This is a genomic window from Psychrobacter sp. AOP7-B1-24, assembly GCF_052376215.1.
Taxonomy (GTDB): domain Bacteria; phylum Pseudomonadota; class Gammaproteobacteria; order Pseudomonadales; family Moraxellaceae; genus Psychrobacter.
In genome coordinates, this window is record NZ_JBQSVL010000007.1 from 54935 (window position 1) to 73274 (window position 18340).

19 protein-coding genes are annotated in these 18340 nt (G+C 42.2%); 10 read left to right on the forward strand and 9 right to left on the reverse strand.

The features are described 5' to 3' along the window. Positions 1 to 9: 9 nt before the first annotated feature. The 4 genes from ACT3QP_RS02835 to ACT3QP_RS02850 all read right to left on the reverse strand — a co-directional run bounded on the left by ACT3QP_RS02835 (position 10) and on the right by ACT3QP_RS02850 (position 3105). The gene (locus ACT3QP_RS02835) at positions 10 to 918 is read right to left on the reverse strand and encodes a class II glutamine amidotransferase (RefSeq protein WP_444524403.1); all 909 of its coding nucleotides are present in this window, start codon (positions 916 to 918) and stop codon (positions 10 to 12) included. Then, entirely contained in the window at positions 919 to 1281 is a 363-nt protein-coding gene (locus tag ACT3QP_RS02840; RefSeq protein WP_444524404.1) for a hypothetical protein, read from the reverse strand. A 61-nt stretch (positions 1282 to 1342) separates the two neighbouring features. Then, positions 1343 to 2524 carry a homoserine kinase gene (locus tag ACT3QP_RS02845; RefSeq protein WP_444524405.1) on the reverse strand — a complete coding sequence of 394 codons (1182 nt, stop codon included), beginning with the start codon at positions 2522 to 2524 and terminating at the stop codon, positions 1343 to 1345. A 116-nt stretch (positions 2525 to 2640) separates the two neighbouring features. Continuing rightward, the gene (locus ACT3QP_RS02850; protein WP_444524406.1) at positions 2641 to 3105 is read right to left on the reverse strand and encodes an HAD domain-containing protein; all 465 of its coding nucleotides are present in this window, start codon (positions 3103 to 3105) and stop codon (positions 2641 to 2643) included. 129 nt (positions 3106 to 3234) lie between these two features. On the opposite strand from ACT3QP_RS02850, the gene hisF reads away from it, so the two are divergent. From hisF to glmS, 7 genes are all read left to right on the forward strand, one after another. Continuing rightward, complete coding sequence (hisF, locus tag ACT3QP_RS02855; protein WP_444524407.1) at positions 3235 to 4017, forward strand: imidazole glycerol phosphate synthase subunit HisF; 783 nt, start codon at positions 3235 to 3237, stop codon at positions 4015 to 4017. A gap of 218 nt (positions 4018 to 4235) precedes the next feature. Further along, complete coding sequence (ribH, locus tag ACT3QP_RS02860) at positions 4236 to 4757, forward strand: 6,7-dimethyl-8-ribityllumazine synthase (protein ID WP_192519630.1); 522 nt, start codon at positions 4236 to 4238, stop codon at positions 4755 to 4757. Between the two features lie 306 nt (positions 4758 to 5063). After that, positions 5064 to 5906 (forward strand): transcription antitermination factor NusB, encoded by an 843-nt coding sequence (gene nusB / locus ACT3QP_RS02865; protein ID WP_444524408.1) that lies wholly within the window; start codon positions 5064 to 5066, stop codon positions 5904 to 5906. 2 nt (positions 5907 to 5908) lie between these two features. Next, positions 5909 to 6949 carry a thiamine-phosphate kinase gene (thiL, locus tag ACT3QP_RS02870; protein WP_444524409.1) on the forward strand — a complete coding sequence of 347 codons (1041 nt, stop codon included), beginning with the start codon at positions 5909 to 5911 and terminating at the stop codon, positions 6947 to 6949. A 3-nt stretch (positions 6950 to 6952) separates the two neighbouring features. Further along, complete coding sequence (locus ACT3QP_RS02875; protein ID WP_444524410.1) at positions 6953 to 7534, forward strand: phosphatidylglycerophosphatase A family protein; 582 nt, start codon at positions 6953 to 6955, stop codon at positions 7532 to 7534. Positions 7535 to 7723: 189 nt separating this feature from the next. Beyond that, positions 7724 to 9100 (forward strand): bifunctional UDP-N-acetylglucosamine diphosphorylase/glucosamine-1-phosphate N-acetyltransferase GlmU, encoded by a 1377-nt coding sequence (glmU, locus tag ACT3QP_RS02880; protein WP_444524411.1) that lies wholly within the window; start codon positions 7724 to 7726, stop codon positions 9098 to 9100. A gap of 344 nt (positions 9101 to 9444) precedes the next feature. Next, positions 9445 to 11289 carry a glutamine--fructose-6-phosphate transaminase (isomerizing) gene (gene glmS, locus ACT3QP_RS02885; protein ID WP_444524412.1) on the forward strand — a complete coding sequence of 615 codons (1845 nt, stop codon included), beginning with the start codon at positions 9445 to 9447 and terminating at the stop codon, positions 11287 to 11289. Positions 11290 to 11522: 233 nt separating this feature from the next. On the opposite strand, the gene ACT3QP_RS02890 is transcribed toward glmS, so the two are convergent. Together ACT3QP_RS02890 and ACT3QP_RS02895 are read right to left on the reverse strand one after the other, a co-directional pair. Continuing rightward, on the reverse strand, positions 11523 to 12341 hold the full coding sequence (locus ACT3QP_RS02890; RefSeq protein ID WP_444524413.1) for a hypothetical protein: 819 nt from the start codon (positions 12339 to 12341) through the stop codon (positions 11523 to 11525). Between the two features lie 539 nt (positions 12342 to 12880). Beyond that, positions 12881 to 13798 (reverse strand): LysR family transcriptional regulator, encoded by a 918-nt coding sequence (locus tag ACT3QP_RS02895; protein ID WP_444524414.1) that lies wholly within the window; start codon positions 13796 to 13798, stop codon positions 12881 to 12883. A gap of 104 nt (positions 13799 to 13902) precedes the next feature. On the opposite strand from ACT3QP_RS02895, the gene ACT3QP_RS02900 reads away from it, so the two are divergent. The 3 genes from ACT3QP_RS02900 to ACT3QP_RS02910 all read left to right on the forward strand — a co-directional run bounded on the left by ACT3QP_RS02900 (position 13903) and on the right by ACT3QP_RS02910 (position 15610). After that, positions 13903 to 14349, forward strand: a complete 447-nt coding sequence (locus ACT3QP_RS02900; protein WP_444524415.1) for a VOC family protein — start codon at positions 13903 to 13905, stop codon at positions 14347 to 14349. Beyond that, on the forward strand, positions 14336 to 14929 hold the full coding sequence (locus ACT3QP_RS02905; RefSeq protein WP_444524416.1) for a glutathione S-transferase family protein: 594 nt from the start codon (positions 14336 to 14338) through the stop codon (positions 14927 to 14929). The genes ACT3QP_RS02900 and ACT3QP_RS02905 overlap by 14 nt, the downstream gene beginning before the upstream one ends. A 450-nt stretch (positions 14930 to 15379) precedes the next feature. Beyond that, positions 15380 to 15610 carry a hypothetical protein gene (locus tag ACT3QP_RS02910; RefSeq protein WP_444524417.1) on the forward strand — a complete coding sequence of 77 codons (231 nt, stop codon included), beginning with the start codon at positions 15380 to 15382 and terminating at the stop codon, positions 15608 to 15610. A 229-nt stretch (positions 15611 to 15839) separates the two neighbouring features. Here ACT3QP_RS02910 and ACT3QP_RS02915 read toward each other — a convergent pair whose 3' ends face one another. The 3 genes from ACT3QP_RS02915 to ACT3QP_RS02925 form a co-directional block, all read right to left on the reverse strand. Further along, a complete protein-coding gene (locus ACT3QP_RS02915; RefSeq protein WP_444524418.1) occupies positions 15840 to 16655 on the reverse strand; it encodes a sulfite exporter TauE/SafE family protein in 816 nt (271 codons plus the stop codon). Between the two features lie 59 nt (positions 16656 to 16714). Beyond that, positions 16715 to 17218 (reverse strand): flavin reductase, encoded by a 504-nt coding sequence (locus tag ACT3QP_RS02920; RefSeq protein ID WP_444524430.1) that lies wholly within the window; start codon positions 17216 to 17218, stop codon positions 16715 to 16717. Between the two features lie 82 nt (positions 17219 to 17300). Next, positions 17301 to 18332, reverse strand: coding sequence for a methionine synthase (locus ACT3QP_RS02925; protein ID WP_444524419.1), 1032 nt, complete (start codon positions 18330 to 18332; stop codon positions 17301 to 17303). Positions 18333 to 18340: the final 8 nt, after the last annotated feature.

Below are 18340 nucleotides of genomic sequence, written 5' to 3' on the forward strand. Positions count from 1 at the left end.
TATTACGCCCTAAACACTCGCCCCAACCGCTCGTGCAATCGCAATCCCTTCATCAATCGTCAAAAACTTGCGCTGGCTTGGGCTGTCTTGATAAATGACATCGCCATCTTGGAATATTAAGCATTCATTGACAGCCAATTGTTGCCATTTCTCATTTTCAGTCAATGGTACAGTGACCAAAATAGTGACTTTGTCCGTATCTGTGGTCACATCGCCGAAGTTAATCGCCATATCATCATCAGCCAGTTTTGCTTCACCAAACGGTGCTTTACGCGTGAGATAAAACAATAAACTACCCGCATAAGCCAGTTGCCACTTACCATTTGATATCAAGCAATTAAATAGTCCATTAGCAGACAGGTAGCGGCATTGCGTGGTCAAAAAGTTAAACAACGTTTTGTCATCAGGACGGGTTTTAAAGCTGCTTTTAAGACGATTGACCAAATAACAAAATGCCATTTCAGAGTCAGTTGAGCCGACAGGCTGACAATGCGCGGCATTACCATTGTCTTGCAAGCGTTGACAGCGTTTAATGAACTCGCTATTCATCTGTCCATTATGCGCAAACACCCACTGCTCGCCCCACACTTCACGCACGAACGGATGCGTGTTGGCCAAGCAATTTTGCCCTTGCGTCGCTTTACGGATATGCGCAATGACATTCATGGCTTTGATTGGGTAGTTATTGACCAAGTCGGCGACTGGTGACAAGTGGCTTGGGCGATTGTCATGAAACAGACGCAGACCTGTTGAGTCATTTACCGTTTCGTCATTATTCACACAGTCACTTCGTTCAAAGAAGGCAATACCAAAACCATCTTCGTGACTGTCGGTCATACCACCGCGCTTGCGAAACCCTGCAAAGCTAAAACCAATATCCGTTGGGGTGTTGCAATTCATTCCTAAGAGTTGACACATTTAGTCGTTACCGCCGTTGTTGTTTGCAATCGAATCATCGTTTATGCTCGGTTCACCATTTGTTATCGGGTTGCCTTGAGTAGGATTACTTTGAGCATCAGATAGCGCATCAAAGTCAGCATCACTCATTTCATCAAGCAAAGCAGCTCCATCAGCTGGTATGGTCTCTAAAATACGCTGAGCTTCTGCTAAATCCGTATCTTGCACCCAGAGCACCGCGCCTGAATTCATGCCTGGAATACTACTCAACGCTTGCATCGATACCGTGATGTTATTATTTCTCAGCAAATTGGCATGCAATTCGCCCTGCATATTGGTATCGTAGCGTGCCAGTTTGTGCCAGTTATCAACTTGATCAGTCATGGGTTCGCCTCTGAGGTTTTGATGCTCGATGTTGGTGCAAGAATAAATGAATCAGCAATGCTTACGATAATTGGTTTAGCGTATATTCTTTGATGGTAAGCTCACTGTTATTGTTTATGCTATCAAGCGCTTGCTCGGCTTGCGTAATATTTCGAAAGATACCGACAATTTGATTGTCCTGTTTGTTTAATAATACAAATACGGTATTTTGCGCCTTTTCAACATGAGCCCAATGGTAAGAGGCCAGACGCTTCATCAAGTCAGGATTTTTGACCATGATATTATCCCCCGTACGCCCTTCAGTACGGTTGTAATGAATCACATTTAAACGCAACAACCAAAAAATCACCGCAGCTTTGGCAAGCATCACAGGCAATGCCCGTTTTTCATCATCGCTCATTGGGCGTGTAGACTCATACCCTTGTAAGAATGCCGCCATTTTACTACGGTCAAAATTCACCGATTCGCCTTGCTCAGCCATGCCCCAAGTGGTACAAAAATCATTGATAGTAATGGCAATATCCATCACATAATGCTCGACACTGACCTCAGTAAAGTCCAATAAACCAGTGAGACGCTCTTCCCCTTTTTGTAGGTTCCATAAGGTATTGTCCGCAAACATATCCAAATGACACAAACCATTCGGCAAAGTTGTCAGTGGCAATTCACTATATGACTGCCAAATATCACTCATCAACTTGGCTTCGTCACCTGGCATAAACTGCATTTCTCGGTCGCGTACGTCTGCCCATGGGTATAGAGGCACACCATATTGCTCAGCTGGCTGTAACGCCTGCAATGTCTCATGCAGCATCGCCAATGCCGCGCCGATATCATGACACATCGCTGGTGTGGTTTGCTCTGGATGCGACCCTGCTAAGCAAGGCACTAGCGTAATGGCTTTGTTTTCATAATGAATCACATAGCTTTTTTCGCTATTTGTGCCGCTATTTGTATTAGCATCAGCGGTATCAGATTCAATCACAGCCAGTGGCGCGGCAACTGGTAGCTTGCCATCTAATTGATTAAGAATAATCGCCATTTTTTCGATATCAGCCGGTGGACGCTCTTCAAATAACGTCAACACATAAGAGTATGCACCGTCTACATCGTCAGTTGTTTGAATAAACCAGTTTGAGTTTTTTATGCCTTGGGTAATCGGAATGGCACGCACAAATGATACGCCAAAGCTTTGGCAAAAGGCGGCAAACTGGTCATCGGTTAACTGGGTATAGACGGACATAAGCTTCTCTTTAATAGGTTTATTCAAATTAGCATGACACTTTCACATTTCATTATACCGAAAATCTATTGAACAGCATCTAGCAAGTTAAACTGATTCACTTCTCAAGTTTAACTCTAATCATTACTTAGTAAAATACTAAGAGCTTGCTTGCTACCTTTTTCCGTCAATCCTTTATGAAATTTAGTCTCAACCCATCGATCCTTTATCTCAATAGGTAAGTCTCGTAACGACTTATCATCATCAATAATGACGTAATTCTCATTTGGATTAGCAGTTACCCATTCCAAAACCTCTATGCATCGAACTGATAAGTCAGTAAAAGTACGTGCTTGATTAACCTTACTGATGCTATCTGTCATTACTCCTCGAGTATATAAAATCTGATGCCACTGTTTTTCGTTATAATGGATACGGTGAGTAGTCGTCAACACGATATCCGCTGAAGTCGCAAATAAAACGTCTGCTAATTTTTCGACACAAGACTCGTTAAATGCCATAAAACCATCGTCTAAATGTTCAACTTTTTGCCAAGCGGGTGTTGTCACCATCACCCCATCAAAATCTAGTAAAATTTTCATTGCTCAAACTCTAGAATAAAGATATTAAGATAGATTATCACGATATAGGCTTTTTAATTTTGTTAGAATGTATTGATAAAATATTGCGTTAATTTTTAATATATGGATTTAATACATAAGTGAGGCGGCATGTTAGCAAAGCGTATCATCCCTTGTTTGGACGTGGACAATGGCCGTGTGGTCAAAGGCGTGCAATTTGTCGATATCAAAGACGCAGGCGATCCTGTCGAAGTGGCCAAACGCTACAACGAACAAGGCGCTGATGAAATTACTTTTTTGGACATTACGGCGACCAACGATGAGCGCGACACTACTTATCATACCGTCGAGCGTATGGCCGAGACCGTATTCGTCCCGCTCACTGTCGGCGGCGGCGTGCGTAAAATCGCTGATATCCGTAATCTGCTCAATGCTGGCGCGGATAAAGTCGCGATCAACTCAGCCGCCGTGTTTACCCCAGAGTTCGTTGGCGAAGCCGCGCAAAAATTTGGCAATCAATGTATCGTCGTTGCCATCGATGCCAAACGCGTCGCCGATATCAATGTGAATGGTATTATCGTACCACGTTGGGAGATTTTTACTCACGGTGGGCGTAAACCAACGGGGATTGATGCGGTGGCTTGGGCCAAAAAGATGGCTGATCTGGGCGCAGGTGAATTACTGGTCACCTCGATGGACGGTGATGGCACCAAAAAAGGCTATGACTTAGCATTAATGAAACAAATCACCAATCAAGTGAACATACCTGTGATCGCCTCAGGCGGTGTTGGAAACTTACAACACTTGGCAGAAGGCGTACTAGAAGGCGGCGTCGATGCGGTACTCGCAGCCAGTATTTTTCATTTTGGTGAATACACGGTGCAAGAAGCCAAAGAATATATGGCAGCGCAAGGTATACAAATGCGTCTTTAGTACGCTTGTAAAACACAAATAAAACAGAAAAAAATGTTATCATAGCGCTAACCACTTATTTTCGTTCATTTAACTGTCAGCTTCTTTGGTTATCAGTGCCGATTGAATCACAAACCAAACAATCAAACTTGTTATTTGAACGTATCTATTATAGTTAACCGCACATTTATACTTACTCCTATATTTATATTAAAAGCCCATTAGGCAAAGGATTTTTTATGTCAAATTTACAACAGCAACGTAATGACGTGACTCATATCGATGGCAACCTACATCAAAACAAAGACGTTCGTATCGGTATCGTAGTCGGTCGCTTCAATGGTTTTGTCGTTGAGTCATTGGTAGATGGTGCTATCGATGCATTGCTCCGTCATGGCGTATTAGGTAGCAATATCACCGTTGTTCGTGTGCCTGGTGCCTTTGAATTACCATTGGTTGCCCAGCGCGCTGCTGAATCGGATCGCTTTGATGCCATCGTTGCTTTGGGTGCGATTATCCGTGGTAGCACGCCGCATTTTGACTTTGTTGCAAACGAATCAGCCAAAGGTTTAAGCGCTGTCGCTATGGATTACAACATCCCAGTCGCAAATGGTGTATTGACCACTGATAGCATCGAACAAGCCATTGAGCGTGCTGGCACCAAAGCAGGTAACAAAGGCTCAGAGGCGGCGATGGTCGTGATAGAAATGCTTGCCGTGCTGTCACAGCTAGATATTGATGATGACATCGATGACGCGTAGTTTTATTGCTCTCTAATTTGTTGCTCTCTAAATAGAGAAGCAGACTAGACAGATACAGAACCACACTGTTTATGAATTTAATTGGGGTTATGGTTATTGCTATAGCCCTGATTGGTTAAATTAAATATTTAACTTAAGTGTTTAACTCAAATACTTAAATTAAATATTTAACCTCAGCACTTAGCTTAAGTATTTAGCTTCGGTACTTAGCTTTAATATTTAAACCAAGATCCAAAACTGACTGGTAATACATGCCAGCCGACCACTATTTAACATTCTATTTCAAAACTCAGGTATTGACCCCTTATGACTGACCAACTCAAACACGCTATTAATGCTGCAAAAACCGCACAAATCAATGATCAACAAGCGGAAGCTACCCGTATAGCAAGCAGCAGTGCGGGTGATCAAACCTTCGACATGAGTGAGTCTTCTTATAAGACCAGTCACACCGCTATCCGTAAGGCGCGCCGTTTTGCTATGCAAGGCCTGTACGAATGGTTGGTCACGGATCGCCGTTTTGATGTAGATGGCAAACTTGGTTGGAAAGCCAATGCACCACATGATATCGCTGCCCGTACGCGCGCGACCAATGCGATGCATACCGTACACATTGGCTATTATCACGAAATGATGCGTGATATCCCAGAACAGATTGAAGCTTTAGATGCGCTAATCCTTCAGAATCTTGATCGCGAAATCAATAAATTAGACACTGTTGAACACGCTATTTTGTTAATTGGCACCTACGAGCTTCAAAACCGTTTAGAGATTCCATATAAAGTCGTTCTAGATGAGGCGATGAAACTGAATAATCACTTCGGTGCCACTGACGCGCATAAACTGATTAATGCGGTATTAGATAAGATGGCAGTTGAACTACGTGCGACTGAAGTAGCATCAGACAGCAAAGCCAACCTACGTACCTCACAAAAAGCCTCTGCTAAACCTGTTGTAAAAACAACTGCTAAGATAGACAGCAGTGTCGATTTAGAGTCAATCGAAGAAAAACCAACCGCCTCAAATAAGCCACGTATCAGTGCAAATAACGCCAGTGTTAAACGCAATAGCGCTAGTAAAGCCAGTGCAAATATCAGTGACTTTAAAGCGAGCAAGAAAAACGCTGACGATGCTAAAAACCAAGACTAACCATGAATGAATTTGAGCTGATTGAGCGTATATTTGTCCAAATGCAGGCCACGCAGCCAGCATCAGACTATGTCGAAAAAGGCATTGGTGATGATGCAGCGGTGACAGCACTGCCTATAGGCGCACGCTTGGTCAGCTGTATTGACACATTGGTTCAAGGTCGGCATTTTAGCGCTGACTGGCAACAAGTTGATGAGTTGGCGTTTGCCATTGGCTATAAAACTGTCGCTGTCAATGTCTCAGATATCGCTGCGATGGGCGCGACTCCGCATAGTATTTTATTGGCATTAGCACTGCCTAAGCGACTTGCCAATGAGGAATGGCTCACCGAATTTGCCAAAGGTTTGTTTCATGCCTGCCAGCTATTCGGCGTGACGCTGATTGGTGGCGACACCACACGCAGTGATAATTTAGTATTGAGTGTCAGCGCGCAAGGACTGCTTGCCGCAGACACAGATGCTGTATATCGCTCAGGCGCGCAGGTAGGCGATAAAGTCTATGTGTCGGGCACGCTTGGTGATGCCAATTATGCACTATTGCATCCTGATAATGCTCAAGGTATCGAACTGGCTCATCGTCTGCATATGCCAACCCCTCGTATCGCTTTAGGTGCAGCATTGGCCAAAAGTGGCGCAACAGCGATGATAGATATCTCTGATGGTTTGTATCAAGACTTAGGTCATATCTGCCAACAAAGTGCAGTCGGCATACGCCTAAACGTAGAGCACTTGCCGACCAGCCGCTCACTGGCTCACATTGATCTGTCTGAGCGCTTGCTGTGTCAATTAACAGGTGGTGACGATTATGAGCTGGCGTTTACTTTGCCCGCTCACCTAAAGCCACCAGTCAATAATAGCAGCGACACGCCAGTGACCTGTATCGGTGAAGTGGTTGCACTGGCAGACGATGTGAAAACAATGGCAAACAAGCCTATAGCACTACACCCTGAGCTGTATTATCAAAATCAGCCCATCACAGCGGCGCATCCCGCACCATTTACCACATGGCCCAGTCTTACTGGCTACCAACACTTTTCAGGTTGACCCATGACTGATCATGACCTCTCTAAGCCCGACATTCGTAAAGCCAATGACTGTCCACCGCTACCAGAAAATGCCACTTCGATTGACCGTATGGTCTACTGGCTTGGTCTTGGTTTGGGCAGTGGCCTGCCTCGCCGTGCGCCTGGTACTTGGGGCACTGTTGGCGGCTTAATCGTCGCCATACCACTGCTGAGCTTAGGCTTCGTACCATTCCTGATTATTACCATTCTGTCCTGTCTGGTTGGTAACGAGATATGCGGTCGCACATCTAATCTAATGGGTGGGCATGATAACCCGCATATCGTTTGGGATGAATGGGCAGGTATCTGGATTACCTTGCTACCTTTGTCTTATATGGGTATTGCTGACAGTAATTTTTGGCAAAACATCTCACAACCCTCTTCTGTCATCGGCATCCTCATTGCTTTTGTTCTCTTCCGATTTTTTGACATCATCAAGCCGCCACCGATTGGCTGGGCTGACAAAAAAGTCGCTGGTGGTTTGGGTATCATGCTCGACGATATTATCGCTGGTATTATGGCGGCAGCAGTTTGGGTCCTTGTGATGCTCATTCTACCTTTTTAATAAAAATACCGTATGTTTGATAGATATACGGTATAAATCTGACAGATTTTTTGAGTTTATATATACTTTTACTACCTTATATGCTAATTATTGAATATAATTTACAAAGCCTGCACATCACCGTATTTTTCTGAATGAACATTTGCGCTATAATCAGGTATTATATTTTGTTACATTTATAAGGTTATTATGACTTCTCCTCTCTCTGTGATCATCCTCGCTGCTGGTAAAGGCACGCGCATGCAGTCGGCTAAACCAAAAGTGCTTCAGACCTTAGCTGGTAAATCGTTATTGGGCCATGTACTAGATACTTGTCATAAAATGACAGTTGATGAGACCATCATCGTTCATGGTTTTGGCGGCGATCAAGTGAAGTCAGAAATTACTGACCAGTACTCACAATCATCCATCACTTGGGTCGCCCAAACCGAGCAGTTAGGCACTGGACATGCGGTAAAAGTGACGCTGTCTGACTTGCCAAAAGACGGACAAAGTCTCATTCTCTATGGTGATGTGCCTTTGGTGAGCGCACAGACGTTGGCTGCTTTGCAAACAGCAAATACCAATGGCATGTCTATGCTGACGTTGACAGTGGACAATCCATTTGGACTCGGTCGTATCAAGCGAGATCACGTCGGTAATATTACTGCTATCGTTGAACAAAAAGATGCCGATACTGACGAGCAGCAGATTCGAGAAATTAATAGCGGTATTTACTGCGTCGATAATGCCCTACTTCACAAATACCTACCTGAGCTCTCTAACGACAACGCGCAACAAGAATACTATCTGACCGATATTGTCAAAATGGCCGTCGCTGATGGCATCACCATTGCAGCGATTGAGCCTGAGCATACCTTTGAGATTGAGGGCGTCAATAATCGCCAACAGCTTGCCAGTTTAGAAAGAACTTGGCAGGGCAAAATAGTCGCTGACTTACAAGAAGCTGGTGTGCAGTTCGCCGATCCTACCCGTGTCGATATCCGTGGTACGCTCACGGCAGGTCAAGACGTGTTTATCGATGTTGGCGTCGTATTCGAGGGTGACTGCACCTTGGGAGACAATGTTTATATTGAAGCAGGCTGTGTTATTAAACACTCACAACTGGGCAATGCCTGCTATATCAAACCATACTGCGTCATTGATCATGCCGAGGTCGGTGCTGGTGTCGATATTGGTCCATTTGCCCACTTGCGTCCTGAGACCGTGTTGTCTGACAACAGTAAAATTGGTAATTTTGTCGAAATCAAAAAATCAACTATCGGTCACGGCAGCAAAGTGAACCACTTAAGCTATGTCGGCGATGCCACCGTCGGAACTGGCGTCAACATCGGTGCTGGCGTGATTACTTGTAATTATGATGGTGCCAACAAATCGCAAACCACCATTGAAGATAATGCCTTTATCGGCTCAAATGCCAGCTTGGTAGCACCAGTGACGATTGGTGATACAGCAACGGTTGCAGCAGGCTCTGTGATTACTAAAAACGTGGATGCCAGCGCATTGGCCTTTGGTCGCGCTCGACAAACACAAAAAAACGACTTTCAACGACCCACTAAAAAATAGTCGCTTTGTTAAGAGTTAGGTCAATCATAGTATTTTTAAAAAAACTTAAGCAGTACGGCAATTTTTGTGGTGCTGCTTTATCATATTGATATAGTCAGTCCTAAATAAAACAGTTACAAATATAACCATGCGACACTGGCATACATTTTCCTTGCTTGCTGTGCCTGCGCAGACAAAGGCTACGCAAAATGCACCCAGTATCGCTGTATTTATTTTATAGTGGATCAACTATAGCGCGATGAAATAAGTTGCTTAGCAGTCAACCACATTATTGATTGGTCAAACCTCTCTATATCAATCGGTCAAAACATAAAAATATCAAAAATTAAACTTAAGGAATAGCCATGTGCGGAATTGTAGGGGCAGTTGCTGAACGTAATATCGCCAATATCTTACTCGAAGGTCTTAAACGTCTAGAATACAGAGGCTATGATTCTGCGGGCTTGACTGTCATCCGTAATGGTGAGCTACATCGTGAACGCCAAGTCGGTAAAGTACAAGCATTGGTCGATGCAGTCGCCGTGAATCCAGAATTCTTTGACGGTCATATCGGTATTGCTCATACTCGCTGGGCAACTCATGGCGAACCTGCGCAGCGTAATGCCCATCCACATGTTTCGGGTAAAGTTGCCATCGTGCACAACGGTATCGTCGAAAACTATGCTGAACTCAAAGAAGGACTCATGGCGAAAGGCTATGAATTTACGTCGCAGACAGATACCGAAGTGGTCGCGCATCTCATTAATGACATTTATCAAAACACACCAGATCTGTTAGAAGCTGTGCGTAAGGTTATTCCATTGTTACATGGTGCATTTGCCCTTGGTGTCGTACATATTGACTGTCCAGATGAGCTGATTACGGTGCGTCTGGGCTCACCGCTAGTGATCGGTGTGGGTATCGGCGAAAACTTCATCGCATCAGATCAGTTGGCACTATTGCCAGTTACCAACCGCTTTATGTATTTAGAAGAAGGTGATATCGCTAGACTAACTCGTAAAACGATTCAGGTGTACGCTGACGGCGTTGAGGTCACACGGCAAGTTCATGAGATTGATGCGGCACAGCATAATGCCGATAAAGGTGAGTTTAAGCATTATATGCTCAAAGAAATCTATGAGCAGCCAGATGCCGTTGCTCGTACGATTGAGATGGCCGTCGACAAGAGTGAAACCTCTAAATTACGCGATGATTTTTTGCAGCGTCACGAATCGCAGCTATCGGGTGTTCGTAATGTACAAGTTATCGCTTGTGGCACCAGCTATCACTCAGGGCTGGTCGCAAAATACTGGTTTGAGAGCCTTCTACGTATCCCTTGTTCAGTTGAAGTGGCTAGCGAGTTTCGTTATCGCAATCCAGTCGTCGTCGATAACACCTTAGTAATTTGTATTTCTCAGTCTGGTGAAACCGCTGATACGTTGTCTGCGCTCCGTGATATTCAAAAACATACGCCAACAGGTCTGGTCAGCTTAGCATTGTGTAACGTACCTACCTCGTCATTGGTACGTGAGACAGATGTTTTCTTACCGACGCTCGCAGGCCCAGAGATTGGTGTCGCCTCTACCAAAGCATTTACTGCACAGCTTATTGCTTTAATGCTATTAGTACTGAAAGTTGGTGTCGTACAGCAGCGCATGACTGGTGAGCGCTTGAGCGCAATGATTGCGGAGATACAACGACTGCCTGGTCAACTGCATGCCAGTTTAAACCTCGATGCACCGATTAAAACCATGAGCGAAAGCTTTGAAGAAAAGAAAAGCTGCTTGTTCCTAGGTCGCGGGTTACAGTTTCCTATCGCCTTAGAAGGTGCGTTAAAGCTTAAGGAAATCTCTTATATTCACGCAGAGGGTTATGCCGCAGGCGAGCTTAAACACGGCCCATTGGCATTGGTCGATAAAGACATGCCAATCGTCGTACTGGCACCTAAAGACAGCATGTTTGATAAGCTAAAAGCCAACATGCAAGAAGTACATGCCCGTCATGGTGAGCTGTTCGTATTTGCTAGTGAGTCTAGCCAAATGATCGCAGAAGACAGACTACATGTGGTCTATGTGCCTGATGTGTGTGAGACGCTAGCGCCTATCGTCTATAGTGTGCCCGTACAGCTACTGTCATATCATGTGGCAGTAATGCGCGGCACAGACGTCGATCAACCACGTAACCTTGCAAAATCGGTGACTGTGGAATAATTTATGCTATAAGTTTTTGAAAACTTGTACGCGAGTAATAAAGTATCATCCTGAACACTAAAAGTACAACCCTAACCCCTTGCCATCTTGTATTAATGAGATGACAAGGGGGTTTTTATGCCCTCAAAAAAACAAAAGAAGTGGCTTAAAGAAGGTAGAGGTCAATAATAAATCTATGCTAAATTTTCTAATTCTACAGAGTTTTTAATACTTCAATACTTTTTCAACTGATCCTAAATGGTTTCATAAGAAGTCTTGTCAATGACGGATATTTTTATCGCAGATATAAATTTATTACTTATCAAGCAAAAAACGATCTGATGTCCTATAGCATAATTCAACTTTTTTGTGATTACAGTTAGAGTATTTGAGCTCTCAGATTCAACACGTATATTTATTACATACTCCAGCCATGCCTGTTTAGGCAAAAAATATTTTTTACCCGAATTGAAATTCAAAATATAGTTCGGTCTGTATGTAAAATCAGTACCAAAAAATACGGTTCCTTTTATTTTTATTGATGATGTAAATCCTCCTAAGTGAGTTAGGTGACGTTTTACTAACTTGCAATGGTTAGCATTTATTATAAATTCATCTAAATATTTATTACTATCACCTGTAGAAACTAAGTATCTATCGTTTTCGATATTGATAATGTCGTGTATATGATATATACCAAGATCATTTCTGTATGGATCATAAATATTATTACTATCTGATGATGTATATACTAAGCGAGCACCAGGTTGACCGTATTCAGCATATACTTTCTCAAGTCCATTACAGGACACACTACGACAAATTAAATTTTCTTTATTTATACAAAGACTTGTAAGCATAGAAAATTCGATTTTCTCCAAATCTATCTCATAGTTAATAATCTTTTTTGGACGGTATCGACTGAAACAGTATAAGCCCCAAGAAAATTCAACAACTCTCCTCTCTCTTATAACGCCTAATAAGATTTGTAATGCTAGGAAATTAAAACCCATTATTTTTATTGCGTATTTCGGGTTTAAAATACCTTTTCCCTCATGAGGAATGCTTTTCATTAGAATTCCTTACCGATATAAAAAATAATTAGCGATAAAATATTTTTGACAACCTTATCATGATAGACTTATGTTCACTAAAGTTCAAATAAAAAGTATCCAAAGAAGCTATTTAATCATTGTAAAAGTCTAATGCTAAGGCATGCTCTCAATCTACACAATGTAGAGGCATAATTAAATTGGACCATGTTAGAGTGGAAGTAGCTAAGCTAGGATATGGAATTGATAAGTTATCGAATAATAATAGTAAAATTGTTCAACAAGCGATTAAAGAATATGAGATGAATTAAGATAGAACCTATATAGGCATAAGTGATATAAACCCCAGAAAGTGCTTAAAACATTAGTTACTCAGCTAAGATCAATGGTTTGAATATAGTGTAGATTAGTACTTTCTTAGTATGATAGGTAATTACTTAATGACAAATTTTGTAGGCGAGTAATTACTTATCATACTGAGTACTAAAAATACTACTCTAACCCCTTACCATCTTGTATTAACGAGATAACAAGGGTTTTTTATGAATGACAAAAAATAATCAATTAGAAACGGATAAATCGCTAATGCTCTTTTTGAGTGTTGGCAATATAAATTCTAAAAAAACCTTCATTTTTTGAGGTAAGTATTTTCGAGTCTTATGAAGCAGATGCACTGGGACTTTATCAGGCTCAAACTCATGAAGTATGACCTTGAGATCACCTTTATCGATAAGATCTTGCACTTGATAATGTAATTGCTGAGTAATGCCCACACCTTTTACCGCAGCTTTAACAGCAGAGTCACTGTCATTGACCGTTAGTCTAGGCAAGACATCTATGTGAACTGTTAATCCAGAGCTTGGCAAATAATAGCGCCAGTAAGGGATTGTCTTTGCCGTGTTTAACAAGATACAAGAGCGCTGGGTTAAATCATAAGGTGACTGTAATTCAGGCTGTCCAGATAAGAATAGTTGGCTTGCACAGGTCACGACTCGCATACTGCCTACTTGAGTACCTATCATGGTGCTATCTGGCAACTGACCTATTCTAATGGCCATGTCTACATCATCTTCGAACAAGTCCATGTTTCTATCTGACAATAGAAGCTGCACGTTTATGTTTGGATATAACGACAAAAACTCAATAATAATTGGTAGCACGTGCAGCCTTCCAAACATAATGGGCGCTGTTATCACCAAATCTCCTTTTGGCTCTAAATACTCTCCTTTGGCTCTACCCTCTGCTTCTTCCACCTGCTCCAATATTCTTTTACACGCGTCTATATAATCACTTCCAGAGTCTGTTAGAGAGAGTTTTCTGGTGGTTCTATGCAACAAACGAACACCCAGTTGGTTTTCAAATTCAGCTATCTTTCTACTTAAGGTTGGCAATGGCACGTTCAAATCTTTGCTTGCGGCGGAGAAGCTGCCCACCTCCACCACTTTCACAAACATAGACATTGCTTGTAGTCGGTCCATAACCCTCTCATTTATTGAAAATATCATTATCAAAATTACAGTATTATCTTTTAAATGGCAAAGTGTCATAGTAGATGTATCAAAACCGATATAGGAAACATCTTATGAGTAATGCAACTCACACAAACTCACAGGTTGCGCTTGCTTACGATCATGTTGGTATTAGAGTGAGTAATAGGCACGAAGCTATTGCTTTCTATGAGCGTCTTGGATTCAAAGAAACCTACCGCATACCCGAAGGTGAAGCAAATGAGATGATGACATCAGCAGGTGTAAGAATTAATCTGATTTTTAATGCAGCAAAAATAACAAACAGAAGAAACCTTCTACTCGATGAAGCCATTAAAAAACCTGGTATGACGCATCCAGCATTTATTATTGATGATATAAACGAGCTGCAAGACTGGCTCCGAAAAGAAGGCATAAGAGTTACAGAAGGTCCTAAAAAATTAGGCACGAGAAGGATTGCTTTGTTCATCCGTGATCCAGATGGAAATGTACTAGAATTTAATCAACTACTATCTGAGGAAAAAAACTATGAAACTATATGATTTAGCGCTATCTGGAAATTGTTATAAGGTAAGGCTATTTGCCTCACTTATCGACATACCGCTAGAGATTGTGCCTGTTGACTTTATGCAAGGCGAACATAAAAAAGAAGCCATGCTTAAACTAAATCCTTGGGGAGAAATCCCAGTTTTAGAAGATGGCTCGGTCATATTAAGAGATGCTCAAGCCATATTAGTATACCTAGCCAATAAGTATGGTGGTGAAGCGTGGTGGCCTAACGAAGCCCATCTGCAAGCTGATGTGATGCAGTGGTTATCTACTGCTTCTAATGAGATACAGCACGGGCCCAACGTAGCACGTTTGATCAAAAAATTCGGTTTTGAAAGTGATTTAACGCAATCTTTAGAACGTTCGTATAAAATACTAGCATTGATTGACGATCACCTTGCTCACCATAATTGGCTGGCAGCTAGCCGTCCTACTATTGCTGACTGCGCAGTTTATCCCTATATTTCAATTGCACACGAAGGAGAGGTTGCTATAGACAGCTATAGCAATATTAAGGCATGGATGAATCGCCTAGAGCAGCTGCCAGGTTATGTATCTATGCCTGGTAATTAATGATAACTGCTTAAGCGTAAGGGGCTGTATGAGGCGGTCATCACGTAGATATCTGGGTATAAGCACCCTGTTAAATAGACCCACCTATCGGAAATAATTAAGATAATAATGTCCCAATTATTTCCGATAGTTTTTTGATGAGAACAAAGAATGGTACCCTAGTGAGGACTCAAACGTTCAGCTGTGGGCTAATAATATCAATGGTTTTAACTCGCTGAGATAGCCACAGTGTACTTCGTGGCATACCTATCATACATATTCTATTCGTGATCTGTGCATTAGCGAGGACTGGTCTATACTGATGAAAGAGTCTGAGAAAATACTTGGCTATGAAAATGCTATTAAAAAGTATCAAGTGTAAGGATTAAAAAATAAGGTACTTATTATGAAATTTATGGAACTTTCTTTAGTTTAGTAAGTGCCAAAGAAAGAATAGAGTCCTTTTGCTTATTGGATTTTGAGGAGCATGAAAGTTCTTACTATGGACTTTATTATATTTATGGTAAAAAATATGAGGGTGAGAGTTTTCAAATTGTAAATAATATTGATTTGCTTGATAACGAGCCATTAGAAGAAGGCGGCTTTCCTGTAGTTTTGTATGTTAATAATACAAATTCTGATCAAAATGAAGTTTTTGCAACGTTGGAAGATTTTGTTTTAATTTCTAGAGAGCATTTTTAAGAAAACTTAATTTAACAGAATTACCAACCTAAAAACTGAGCCGCCCCAAATATATCGGAGAGTAGCTCTTTTAAAAGATAATAGCAATTTGGGTATACCCCAATGGAACTAGCCATCTCACCTCAAATCCTATTAACAGACTACTTAAAATAGATGCCTAAGCCATTAAAAATAAAGGTCACGAACCAATGCTGTTCGTGACCTTTATCTCTGACACCGCTACCAATACTTAACGCAGCGCTTTATAAAGAAAATAACACCCTACTATGGTCAGCAATACCGCAAAACATTTTTTTAATAGCTGCGGTGATAATATATGAGCCACTTTCGCCCCTATCTTTGCAGTGAAAAAGCTCATGATACTAATGCCCAAAAAGGCATAAACGTGGACAAAACCAATCGTATTGGGCACATCTACTTGCTGCTTCATTCCAAAAAACATAAACCCTAACGCACCAGCAATCGCAATAGGCAGGCCGCACGCCGCTGACGTACCGACTGCCTTCTGCATAACCACACCATAACGCGTGAGATATGGCACTGTTAGACTACCACCGCCAATACCAAAGATGGCAGAAGCGATACCAATAACCCCACCTGCTGCCAGTTGCTTGGGTTTTGAAGGCAATACTGTATGAAGATTATTGGTATCGTTAGTTGTTTTCTTTTTGCCACCGGTAAACATTTTAAAGGCAACCCACAGCAAAAACACACCGACGATGAGCTGAAGATATAACCCAGATATCTGCCCTGCTATCCCTGCCCCTAAAAAGCACCCTATCGCTAAGCCAGGTGCTAAATTTTTGAAGACAGGCCACATGACTGCGCCTTTTTTATTGTGTGCCATTAAGGAGCTAATAGACGTCACAATAATGGTCGCAAGTGACGTACCTAACGCCAAATGCATGATGTTGTCAGGACTATACCCCATCTGAGTAAAGACAATAAATAATAGTGGCACGATGATAGTTCCACCGCCCACACCAAAAAGCCCCGCAGCAAATCCTGCGAGGGCACCTATGACTAAAAAAATGATTAATTCCACGGGATATTTACTTCTTAGTTAAATTTAGTTAAATGGTTGGCTGACGATGAATAATGGACTTAAGCTATTTCTGCTTGACCAACGCGAGAATAAGCACGATTAAAGTAAACCAAACTTTCCTCCTGCCCTCTGTGTTGTTTCGTTTGTTTGACTGCGACAACACGGCACATAAACACACTATGCGTACCCACTTCCTGCACTTGCTCAATCTCACAGTCAAAACTGACCAATGCATCTTCTAAAATAGGAGCACCAGTCGCTAATCGAGTCCAAGAACCCTGTTTAAAGCGCTCTTCTGAATTTAATTTAGAAGCAAACGCATTGGATATTGATTCATGATGAGCGCCTAACACATTGACACTCAACGTTTTGTTTTCGATAAAATGCCCATGTGAACGCGACGTCTGGTTCATACAGACGAGCAAAGTTGGCGGTGTATCTGTGACACTACATACTGCCGATGCTGTAAACCCATGAACGCCAGATACACCTTCTGTGGTGACAACGTTGACCGCAGTCGTTAACAAAGACATGGCATCTCTAAAATCGGTTGCTTCAATCATATCTTTAATCATTGCTGAGATCCTAAATTTTGAATTCTAAAACGGCAGTTACCATTACTGATTGCCTACAGATAGATAAGCCCTACGCAGTCAGCTCTTGGCGAACAATCTGTGCGCCTGCACTTAATGCATTTAGCTTGCCTCTTGCAACTTGGCGAGATAACGGAGCCATACCGCAGTTAGTCGCAGGATAGAGCTTGTCAGCATCGACAAACTGTAACGCTTTGCGTAGTGTATTAGCCACTTCTTCCGGTGTCTCAATAGTATTGGTTGCCACATCAATGGCACCAACCATTACCTTTTTACCGCGAATCAATTCGATCAAATCCATCGGCACATGTGAGTTTTGACATTCCAGTGAAACAATATCGATCTTAGACTGTTGCAGCTGAGGAAAGGCTTTCTCATATTGACGCCATTCTGAGCCCAGTGTCTTTTTCCAGTTATTATTGGCTTCAATACCATAGCCGTAGCAAATGTGTACTGCGGTTTCGCATTTTAGACCTTCAATAGCCCGCTCTAACGTGGCAATACCCCAGTCATTCACATCATCAAAGAACACATTAAAAGCAGGCTCATCGAACTGGATAATATCAACACCAGCTGCCTCTAGCTCTTTTGCTTCTTGGTTCAGGATTTTAGCAAATTCCCAAGCCAGTTTCTCACGACTTTTATAATGACCGTCATACAGCGTGTCAATCATCGTCATTGGACCTGGTAAGGCCCATTTGATTGGCTGATTGGTTTGCTGACGTAAAAACTTCGCATCTTCTACAAATACTGGTTTTTGGCGGCTCACCGCACCGACCACTGATGGCACGCTTGCGTCATAGCGATTGCGGATTTTTACGGTTTCACGATTTTCAAAATCAACACCGTCGAGATGTTCGATAAACGTGGTCACGAAATGCTGACGGGTCTGCTCGCCATCGCTTACGATATCAATCCCTGCATGTACTTGTTCTTGCAGTGACAAACGCAATGCATCCTGTTTGGCTTCAATCAGCTGATCCCCTTCTAATGCCCAAGGTGACCAAATTTTTTCAGGTTCTGCCAGCCAAGAAGGTTTCGGTAAGCTGCCAGCAGTTGAGGTTGGTAATAATAGTTTTGTCATGGTGGGTA